Origin of the sequence: Candidatus Infernicultor aquiphilus (genome assembly GCF_002784285.1) — a bacterium.
GTDB lineage: Bacteria > Atribacterota > Phoenicimicrobiia > Phoenicimicrobiales > Phoenicimicrobiaceae > Infernicultor > Infernicultor aquiphilus.
This window is the reverse complement of record NZ_PFKO01000347.1, coordinates 1-1756: the sequence shown is the minus strand read 5'-3', so window position 1 is coordinate 1756 and position 1756 is coordinate 1. Positions and strand designations below refer to the sequence as shown.

3 protein-coding genes are annotated in these 1756 nt (G+C 33.4%); all 3 read right to left on the bottom strand.

Translation table 11 applies throughout. From position 1 onward, the window contains the following. Positions 1 to 87 precede the first annotated feature (87 nt). Positions 88 to 357, bottom strand: a complete 270-nt coding sequence (locus tag COZ07_RS09810) for a type II toxin-antitoxin system RelE/ParE family toxin (protein ID WP_406608386.1) — start codon at positions 355 to 357, stop codon at positions 88 to 90. After that, the gene (locus tag COZ07_RS09805; RefSeq protein ID WP_406608385.1) at positions 354 to 587 is read right to left on the bottom strand and encodes an antitoxin, RHH family protein; all 234 of its coding nucleotides are present in this window, start codon (positions 585 to 587) and stop codon (positions 354 to 356) included. The genes COZ07_RS09810 and COZ07_RS09805 overlap by 4 nt, the downstream gene beginning before the upstream one ends. 170 nt (positions 588 to 757) lie before the next feature. Then, the coding region (locus COZ07_RS09800; protein WP_406608384.1) for a type II secretion system F family protein at positions 758 to 1756 on the bottom strand (999 nt) is incomplete at its 5' end.

The window sequence follows — 1756 nt, the reverse complement described above, 5'->3', positions numbered from 1 at the left end:
GGTTCACCAGAATTTATAAATTTATAGGCTATGCTCTTTACCAATGGCTGGTATTTTATAATTTGCTCATCTTTTATTTTTTCTGGTTTATTTTCTGATATTGGCAAATTTATAAACATCCTTTCGATTACCAATAGCTATTATTCTTATTTCTTTATCAATAATTCTATAGATAATCCGCCAATCTCCTACCCTTAATTTTCGGTAGCCTTTTAAGCTTCCCCGAAGGTAATACCCATATTTTATTGGATTAACCATTAGTCGTTTTCTAATAGCATTTTCTATTCTAATAGCTATATAAGAATCCAATCTTGGAATATCTTCACTTTTTACTTTAGGGTGATATCTTACCTTCACTTTTTCTCTTTATTCCATACTTCTTTATGGGTTAAACTTTTTTCCCAATTGAATTCATCTTCTCTTTTAGAAGCAATTTTTTCAAAGTACCTATCTTCTAAAATTTCTAGTCCTTCACAGATTAAATCTCTACATAAACTTGAAATGGAGACTCCTTTTTCTTTAGCCATTTGTTTTATTAAATCCCTAACCGGGGCTTCTAATAATACCAGTGTTCTTTGATTACTCATATTTATCACCTCTGTTGGTATGGTATCATATATGATACATAGTTGTCAAAATTTATTACGGGTTCGATGAATCAAACCCATACAGATTTTTGAATTTGAGATTGCCACGCTACCTACGGTAGCTCGCAATGACATTTAAGTTAATATTTAGGTCATTCGCAATGATATTTTTACCGGATTAGGTTTACCATATTGAATATGGGGAGATACATAGCAATTATCATAGTTCCAACGATTAAACCAATAAATGCCATCATCAGTGGCTCAATGATTGAGGTTAGTCTTTCTACTGACCTATCTACTTCTTCATCATAAAATTTTGCCACATTAATCAACATCTCTTCTAATTCACCACTCTCTTCTCCTACCATAATCATCTGAGTAACCATAGGCGGAAATACTCCGCTTGCTGCCAGTGGGCCAGAGATACTTTGCCCTTCTTTTATCTTGGTTTTAGCATTAGTAACTGCCAAAGAAATTACCAGGTTACCTATCGCATTAGAAGAAACATTCAGTGCTTCTAAAATCGGGACTCCACTCTTGATTAAAGTTCCGAGTATTCTGGTAAACCTGGCAACAGCTGTTTTTCTATTAATTTCACCAATTATAGGTGCATTTAATTTAAACTTATCAAAGTTCATTTTACCATTTGGTGTCCTTATGTAGGTCAAAAAAACAAAAACTATTGCCGCGAAAGTAACAAAAAATAGATACCAATATTTATTAAACAATTTAGTAAACACCACAAGAAGGTTAGTAAGGGCAGGAAGTTCTCCACCGAATTGAGCAAAAATTCCCACAAATTGGGGTAAAATAAAGGTCAACATGAAGATACCCATTATCACTGCTGCACCAGTTATAAAGGAAGGATACGCCATAGCTGACCTTATTTTTTGTCGGAGGGCGTATTCTTTTTCCATTAAATCGGCTATTTTATTTAAAATTACATCTAATACTCCGCCAATTTCCCCCGCTCTAATCATACTAATATTTAATTCAGAAAATACCTGAGGCTGTTTTGCAAAGGCATCAGCTAAAGTAGAACCTGCTTCTACATCAGATTTAACTACTTTTATAACCTTCGATAATGCCTTACTTTCTACTTGCTCAATTAAAATATCTAATGAACTTACTAAAGTTAAACCAGCATTTACCATAGTGGCAAATTG